This window comes from Myxococcus sp. AB036A, from assembly GCF_006547355.1.
GTDB classification, from domain to species: domain Bacteria; phylum Myxococcota; class Myxococcia; order Myxococcales; family Myxococcaceae; genus Myxococcus; species Myxococcus virescens.
In genome coordinates, this window is sequence record NZ_VHLC01000096.1 from 26,933 (window position 1) to 34,221 (window position 7,289).

The following is a 7,289-nucleotide window of genomic DNA, read 5'->3' on the forward strand; positions in this document are numbered from 1 at the left end:
GAAGGGGGCGGCCAGGGTAGCAGAAACCCGGCGTTGGAAATGTCCGCTCATGCACGGGTCAGCATTGCCCCCCGGCAAGCCGCCAGGCGCCCCGCCCGCCTGCCGTTCAGGGGCTGGACACTGGGGTGCGGCTGACCGCCTGGCGCAGGCTGTTCCGGACCTGGTCCAGGGAGGAGCGCATCTGCCCATGTCGGACGGACGCCGCCACCGCGCGCGCCAGGGACTTGAGCAGCGTCACTTCCTCCGGCTTCCAGGCGCGGGGACGGCGGCAGTCCTCGAAGGCCACCATGCCCCACCACTGCTGCCGGGAGGGGTTGATGGGGCACAGGAGGATGGACTGCGTTCCCTGGCGCTCCAACAAGTCCTTCATCGTCGGGGGCGCGTCACGGGTGGGGCACGCCACCACCATGCCGGCCTCCAGCATGTCCACCCAGCCCGGCGCGAACTCGCGGAAGGAGAAGGCCCGCATCACCGGGTTGGCCAGCGGCGACGGCGTGGGCGGCTCCGCCCAGGCGTGGCGCATGTCCGTGATGAACCGGCCGTACGTGCCCTGCACGCGGTTCTCCAGGATGTACGCGCGGTCCACGCCCAGCGCGTGGCCCACCATGCTCAGCGCCTCCATGCCGGTGCTCGGGCCCAGGCCCTTCTCCAGCAGCAGCTTCGAGGCTTCCGACACCTTCGAGAAGGCTTCGATCATTGGTGCGCTCGTTTGAGTTCCGCCCCTATCCGGGACAGTCAGTGATTCTCTGAAGTCATATTAAGCAGGTTTCTTCTGTTTCTGTCAAATCTCACGTTCACTGGACGGATTGACGGGTGCGCGAAAGTCCTGACCCGGATGGGTTTTCTCGGACCTCGATAGGCGTTTCGAGAGGGTATCTCAGAAATCGATGTAAGACGGGTTTTTATGGACCCGCAAAGGCAACGGGGGTACCTCCCTTGGAAGAGGTACCCCCGCCGCACTGGTCGTAAAGCCGTAAATCTTGATTAGTTTGCTTCGGAGGCGGAGGTGGCCTTGGCGGCCTTCTTCGCCGGCTTCGTGGCCTTCTTGGTGGGCTTGGCCTCGGGGGCCGCCTCGGCCTTCGCCTCTTCGGCCTGGGGCGCCTCGGCGGTCTCGGGCTTGGCTTCGGCGGCGGCGGGCTTGGCGCCGGCAGCGGGCTCGGCGGGAGCCGGGGTGTTGGCGAACGCGGTGGCGGCGGCGAGGAGGGCGGCGGCGAACACGGTCTTCATGAAAAGCTCCGTTGACGAACGACGACGCGAGATTGCGCCGTCCCAGCGAGCGAGGGCTTGAGCAGGCGGCGTGCCAGGAGCCTTGTCAGAGGGAGAGCAGGTGTCTTGCGGGGATGTCCGTGGGGAGAAACTCCGCAGTTGGAGCTCCGACAATGGGGGCAGGCTCCCCAGGCGGGCAGTTGCTGCTTTGACGATGACGGAGCACTTGAGCAAGCTGCACGCGTCATCTGGTTGCAGGGTGTCGGCCCAGCACCTTCGCCGCGCATGTCGCGTGGTCATGGTGTGGGAGAGATGGTCCATGCGGTTCCTCTGTTTCGCGACAGCGTTGGCCGTCCTGGGTACGGGTTGCGCGACGGGTATTCCGCTCGAGCGACTGGAGGCCCAGGTCCTCGAGGCGGACCGGTGGCGTCGCGAGTACGAGGCGGAGCGGGAGCGGGCCGAGGCGTTCGCGCTGCGCATGGCCCAGCTGGAGTCCGCGCTGGAGCAGGTGCGGCTGGAGCGCGCGGAAGCGGAGCAGGCGCGCGCGGCGCTGCTGGAAGAGTTGGTGCGCACCGAGGCGGACCGGCACGCGCTGGAGGAGCACAACACCCAGCTGCTGGCGCTGGAGCGCGAGGTCAACGAGCTGAAGGAGCTGAAGGAGATGCACGAGGAGCTGTCGGACGTCTGGTACGAGTCCGCGCTGGAGCGTGCACGGCGGCGGTTGAACAATCCGCCCCAGCCGGCTGCCCCCCCGGCGGCCGGAAACGTTGCCCCGACGGTGCCCTGACGTCCCGCCGGACGCGCGGCGCCGGCCCCGTGATAGAGGAACGGCGTGGCGAGCTCCCGCATCCCCATCCGCGGCTACCGGGCCGGCTTCTTCTTCGTGGTCGTCCTGCTGTCCGCCGTCACCGCTTTCACGTTGTGGACGGAGGTCCGCACGGGCAGCCAGGTGGACGGGTTGGTGCAGGAGGCGCTGGAGCGGGCCGGCTCCATTGGCCGCATCCGCGTGGACGCGCTGTCGCTGGAGGCCGCCATCGAGGCGCATGTCCGCGCCACGGGTGACGCCGAGCGCCGCGCCGCGGACGCGGTGATGGAGCAGATTCTCGCGGACATCCGCGCCTCGTCGGAGGCGTACACCCGCAACCTCCCGCAGGGCGAGAAGGCGCTGTGGTACCGCTTCAACGCCGCCTGCCAGGGGCTGGCGGACCAGGTGCGCGCGGCGGCCATCTTCTCGCAGCGCCGCGAGGCGGAGCGGGCCCGGCGCCACCTGGCCGAGCGCATTCGCCCGTTGGCGGCGGAGCTGGACGCGCTGGGCGGCGCGCTGGAGGAGGAGAACGCGGCCGAGGCACGCAGGCTGGTGAACCGGTTGGAGGACCTGCGCGTGCGCAACACCGCCCTGGGCGCGGGTGCCACGCTGCTGGCCATCCTCCTGTCGTCGCTGGTGGGCTGGCGCGTCACCTCGCTGCTCAAGCGCCAGGAGGCCATCATCCAGGGCCAGTTGGAGGAGCTGGGCCGGCACAACCAGGAGCTGGATGCCTTCACGCGGCGCGTGGCGCACGACCTCATCTCCCCGCTGGCGCCGCTCAAGGGCTACCTGACGCTCATCCGCCGCACCGGCGCGGTGAACGACGCGGGCGCGCTGGAGATGCTGGCGCAGTGTGAGTCCAGCGCTGTTCGCATGGGCGAGCTCATCGAGGCGCTGCTGCGCTTCTGCCGCGCTGGTACGCGCGGCGAGAGTACGGTGGGTGAGCTGGACACGGCCGTCACCACCGTGTTGCTGGAGGTGGCGCAGACGGCGGCGGCGCAGGGCGTGGCGCTGGAGCGGGAGCTGGAGCCCGGCGTGGCGGTGGACTGCCCCGGGCAGTTGTTGCAGGTGAGCGCGCGCAACCTGCTCACCAACGCGGTGAAGTACTCGGCGGGCCGGCCCGACCCCCGGGTGAAGGTGCGCGTGGCCACCGAGGACGGCATGGCCGTGCTGGAGGTCGTGGACAACGGCATCGGCATGGCGCCGGGCACCCAGGCCTCGCTGTTCCAGCCCTTCTTCCGCGCGCCGGAGGTGCGCGGGCTGCCGGGCCACGGACTGGGGCTGGTCACCACCAAGCGCGTGGTGGAGGCGCACGGCGGCACGCTGGTGGTGCGCTCGGAAGAAGGAAAGGGAACGCACGTGGTGGTGCGCTTCCCCCGCGTGGTGCGCCCGGCGGCGGGCACCAGCGGTTCTCAGACAACGACTGCTTCCGCCGGAATGCGCAAGGTCGGTACATGAGCTCAGCCCGCATCCTCGTCGTGGATGATGACCCGCAGGCCCGCGATTTGCTCCAGCGCTTGCTGGGGCCGCTGGGGGCGGTGACGCAGGCTCCGGACCCGCGTCGCGCCACCGAGCGCATCGCGGAGGGCGCCTTTGACCTGGTCCTCACGGACATGGCCATGCCCGAGCCGGGCGACGGGCTGAAGGTGCTCCATGAGGTGAAGGCGCACCTGCCGGACACGCCCGTGGTGGTGGTGACGGCCTTCGGCAACATCGAGGGCGCGCTGGACAGCATCCAGCAGGGCGCCTTCGACTACCTGGCGAAGCCCTTCGACGTGGACGCGATTCTGCGCGTGGCGCGCCGGGCGCTGGAGCAGAAGCGGCTGGTGGAGGAGAACCGCTCGCTGCGTCAGCAGGTGGAGCGTGGTTCGCTGATGCTGGTGGGCCGCAGCCCGGCGCTGCTGGAGGTGTACAAGCACGTGGCGCGCGCGGCGGCCAGCAACGTGCCCGTGCTGATTACGGGCGAGACGGGCACGGGGAAGGAGATGGTGGCGCGCGCGCTGCACAAGCGCTCGCCGCGCATGAACGGGCCCTTCATCCCCGTGGACTGCGGCGCGATTACCGAATCGCTGATGGAGAGCGAGCTGTTCGGCCACGCGAAGGGCAGCTTCACCGGCGCGTCCGGCGCGCGGCGAGGCGTCTTCGAGGAGGCCAGCGGCGGCACGCTCTTCCTGGATGAGATTGGCGACGTCGGGATGAAGGTGCAGTCGCAGCTCCTGCGCGTGTTGCAGGAGGGCGAAATCCGCCGCGTGGGTGAGAGCGTCCCCGTCAAGGTGGACGTGCGCGTGGTGGCGGCGACGAACAAGGACCTCAAGGCCCGGGTGGCGGAAGGCCTCTTCCGTGAGGACCTGCTGTACCGCCTGGACGTGGTGCACCTGCACCTGCCGCCGCTGCGGGAGCGGAGCGAGGACATCCCCGCGCTGGTGGAGCACTTCGCCGGGCGACATGCGCGCGGCGGCGTGCGGCCGGTGGTGACGCAGGAGGCGAACGCGCGCCTGGCGGCCTACGACTGGCCGGGCAACGTGCGGCAGTTGGAGAACGTGGTGGCGCGGGCGCTGGCGCTCAACGTGACGGGCGTCCTGGGGCCCCAGGACTTCCCGGAGCCCATCGGGGATGCGTCCACCCCGAAGATGGCGGGCCTGGCGGGTGACATGCCGAGTCTGGCCGAGCTGTCCCGCCGCTACGCCGCGCAGGTGCTCCAGCACGTGGGCGGCAACAAGAGCGAGGCGGCGCGCCTGCTCGATGTGGACCGCAAGACGCTCTACAAGCTGCTGGAGGCCCCGGAGGCCGAGTCGTAGCGCGCGCGGCGGACGTCAGTTGCTGACGCCGAGCAGCTCCCGAATCTGCCGCAGCAGCTCGATTTCGGCCGCGTGCACGCTGCCGTCGCTGGCGATGAGCGCCTTCGCCTCCTGGATGACGGCGGAGGGGTTGGTGCGCAGGATGCCCATGTTCGGCGGAGGCAGGGGCTCGTTGTTCTGCAGACAGCGCGTCAGCGCGGCCAGCTCCTGCAGGGGCACGCTCATGCCTCGCGCGGTGTCCAGGATGTGCCGAATCTCGGAGTGAGCGACGCGGCCATCGACGGTGGCGACCTGGAGCAGCAGCTTGAGGACTTCGACGTGGAACTGTTCGGGGCTCATGTCCCGCTAGGCTGGCTTTTCCTGGGACGCCCGTCCACCTATTGACGGTGTCAGCGCGCGGCGGAGCACCGAATGGCGGTGCTCGAAGAGGCGCCGGATGAAGGCCTCCGCCAGTCGGCCGCCGAAGCGGGGCTCGAAGTCGAGCTGGTCGATGATGTCGACGCCGGCGTGCGCCTCGATGATGCTGCGCTCGTGCCGCCACTGACGCATCGTGCTCATGGGGGACTCCTCGACGAAGCGGCGTCCCGGCTCCAGCACGCGCAGCGTCACGTCGGACCAGCCCACCGGCAGCACGCCGCCCAGCAGCAGCTTGCTGCGGAACAGCGGTTGGCCAGGCTCGAAGGGCACGTCCTCGAGCCTCGCCACGCCCGGAGGCGCCGTCATCCGCAGGTATGGGTGCATCTCCGTGGAGATGCCCTTCATCGACGTCACCCACGCCCAGGCTTCAGCGGGAGTGACCTCCACGTACGATTCGAAGCGGAGACTGCGGGTTGCCATGACGCCCCCGGTCCGCGTGTCACCACGCGGTGTGACGGTAGTCCTTGAAGAAGTTGCCCCAGACGTACTCGCCGCTGTTCTCCGAGGCGATGATGGGGTCCACCACCCGCGCCGCCCCGTCGACGATGTCCAGCGGTGGCTGGAAGTCCAGCTCCTGCACCTTGCGCTCCGCGTGCTGCGCGGGGTCCTCGTCGGTGACCCAGCCGGTGTCCACGGCGTTCATGTAGATGTTGTCGCGGGCGTAGTCCGGCGCGGAGGTCAGCGTCATCATGTTGAGCGCCGCCTTCGCCATGTTGGTGTGCGGGTGTTTGTCCGTCTTCGTCCCGCGCGAGAAGCTGCCCTCCATCGCGGAGACGTTCACCACGTGGCCGGGGGACGAGCGGTCCCTGAGCATCAGCGGCTTCAGCTTCCCGACGAGGATGAAGGGTGCCACCGCGTTGATGAGGTGGACCTCCAGCATCTCCGCCGTCTGGACCTCGGCGAGCCGCAGCCGCCACGAGTTCACGTCCCGCAGGTCCACCTGCTGCAGGTCCGCGTCCAACCGGCCCTGCGGGAAGAGGGCGCGCTCGTCACCCTCCTGCTCCAGGTTGTAGGGCAGCATGGACAGCGCGGCGGAGGAGTGGATGCCCAGCGCCGGGTCGCTGCTGCGCCAGGTGGTGGCCAGCTCCGAGCCGCCCGCGTTGCCCGCGCCCAGGGCGGCCGGCTGCACCGTGGCGACACAGGCGTCATGGCCCGCGAGCAGCGCGCGCGCCGCCGCCGGCAGGTCGTCCGCGCGGCGCATCTCTCCTGGCAGCAGGTGGCCGTAGAAGCCCGGCGGCCGGCGCACCGTCTGCGCGGCGTTGTTGATGAGGATGTCCAGGCGCTCGTGCGTCTGCTCGATGTACTTCGCGAAGAGCTCCACGCTGGGCGCGTGCCGCAGGTCGAGCCCGTGGATGTGCAGCCGGTGCGCCCAGTCCGCGAAGTCCGGCTCCTGGACGTAGCGCTTCGCGGCGTCGTTGGGGAAGCGCGTGGTGGCGATGACGCGCGCGCCGGAGCGCAGCAGCATCAGCGAGGCCTGGAAGCCAATCTTCACCCGGGCGCCGGTGATGAGCGCGACCTTCCCATTCAGATCGGCGCGCTGGGTGCGCTTGGCGTAGTTGTAGTCCGCGCACTCGATGCACATCGCGTCGTAGAAGAAGTGCAGCTTGCGGTACTCGGCCTTGCAGACGTAGCAGCGGCGGGGCTGCTCGAGGATGCGCTCGGGCCCGGGTTCCGAGGGAGGCGGCGGGGGCAGCGCCGGCACCGTGAAGATGGCGGAGCGGCGCAGGGTGCGAATCTCCGTCGTGGCGCGGATGGCGCGGTCGTGCTCGCGCTTCGTCTTCTTCCTGTCTCGGCGCAGCGCCTTCGCCATCCGGGACTTGGTGTCGCGGTCCGGGTGCAGCACGCGGCCCGCGGCGCTCAGGAAGGCGATGCGGTCCTCCTCGGGGAGGCCGGCCAACAGGAAGCGGTCCTCGCTGATGGCCTCCAGGATCTGGGTGATGCGGCGTACCTCGTCCAGGGACAGGGGGGCAGCGGGCAGCGCTTCGGGAGCAGGGATCGGAGCAGTCTCGGCGAGCTTCATCTCCCCCGCTGCATATCTTCCGAAGGGGGCGGGTGGAAAGAGG

8 protein-coding genes are annotated in these 7,289 nt (G+C 69.8%); 3 read left to right on the forward strand and 5 right to left on the reverse strand.

Features of this window, described 5'->3' with window-relative positions; genetic code table 11:
• Positions 1-106: 106 nt before the first annotated feature.
• Both FL344_RS30065 and FL344_RS30070 read right to left on the reverse strand, forming a co-directional pair.
• On the reverse strand, positions 107-697 hold the full coding sequence (locus tag FL344_RS30065) for a GAF domain-containing protein (RefSeq protein WP_141593159.1): 591 nt from the start codon (positions 695-697) through the stop codon (positions 107-109).
• Positions 698-984: 287 nt separating this feature from the next.
• Positions 985-1,227, reverse strand: a complete 243-nt coding sequence (locus FL344_RS30070; protein WP_141620949.1) for a hypothetical protein — start codon at positions 1,225-1,227, stop codon at positions 985-987.
• Between the two features lie 298 nt (positions 1,228-1,525).
• Between FL344_RS30070 and FL344_RS30075 the strand changes: the two genes are divergently transcribed.
• Genes FL344_RS30075 through FL344_RS30085 form a run of 3 tightly spaced genes read left to right on the forward strand, consistent with a single transcriptional unit; the run spans position 1,526 to position 4,809 of the window.
• Positions 1,526-1,993, forward strand: coding sequence for a hypothetical protein (locus FL344_RS30075; RefSeq protein WP_090484867.1), 468 nt, complete (start codon positions 1,526-1,528; stop codon positions 1,991-1,993).
• Between the two features lie 45 nt (positions 1,994-2,038).
• Positions 2,039-3,469 (forward strand): ATP-binding protein, encoded by a 1,431-nt coding sequence (locus tag FL344_RS30080; protein ID WP_011551286.1) that lies wholly within the window; start codon positions 2,039-2,041, stop codon positions 3,467-3,469.
• Entirely contained in the window at positions 3,466-4,809 is a 1,344-nt protein-coding gene (locus FL344_RS30085) for a sigma-54 dependent transcriptional regulator (RefSeq protein ID WP_141620950.1), read from the forward strand. Before FL344_RS30080 ends, FL344_RS30085 begins: the two co-directional genes overlap by 4 nt.
• 15 nt (positions 4,810-4,824) lie before the next feature.
• Here the strand turns inward: FL344_RS30085 and FL344_RS30090 are convergent, their stop codons facing one another.
• Genes FL344_RS30090 through FL344_RS30100 form a run of 3 tightly spaced genes read right to left on the reverse strand, consistent with a single transcriptional unit; the run spans position 4,825 to position 7,246 of the window.
• Entirely contained in the window at positions 4,825-5,148 is a 324-nt protein-coding gene (locus tag FL344_RS30090; RefSeq protein WP_090484862.1) for a TerB family tellurite resistance protein, read from the reverse strand.
• A 6-nt stretch (positions 5,149-5,154) separates the two neighbouring features.
• On the reverse strand, positions 5,155-5,646 hold the full coding sequence (locus FL344_RS30095) for a hypothetical protein (protein WP_194858592.1): 492 nt from the start codon (positions 5,644-5,646) through the stop codon (positions 5,155-5,157).
• Positions 5,647-5,665: 19 nt separating this feature from the next.
• A complete protein-coding gene (locus FL344_RS30100; protein ID WP_141620951.1) occupies positions 5,666-7,246 on the reverse strand; it encodes an SDR family NAD(P)-dependent oxidoreductase in 1,581 nt (526 codons plus the stop codon).
• Between the last annotated feature and the right edge of the window lie 43 nt (positions 7,247-7,289).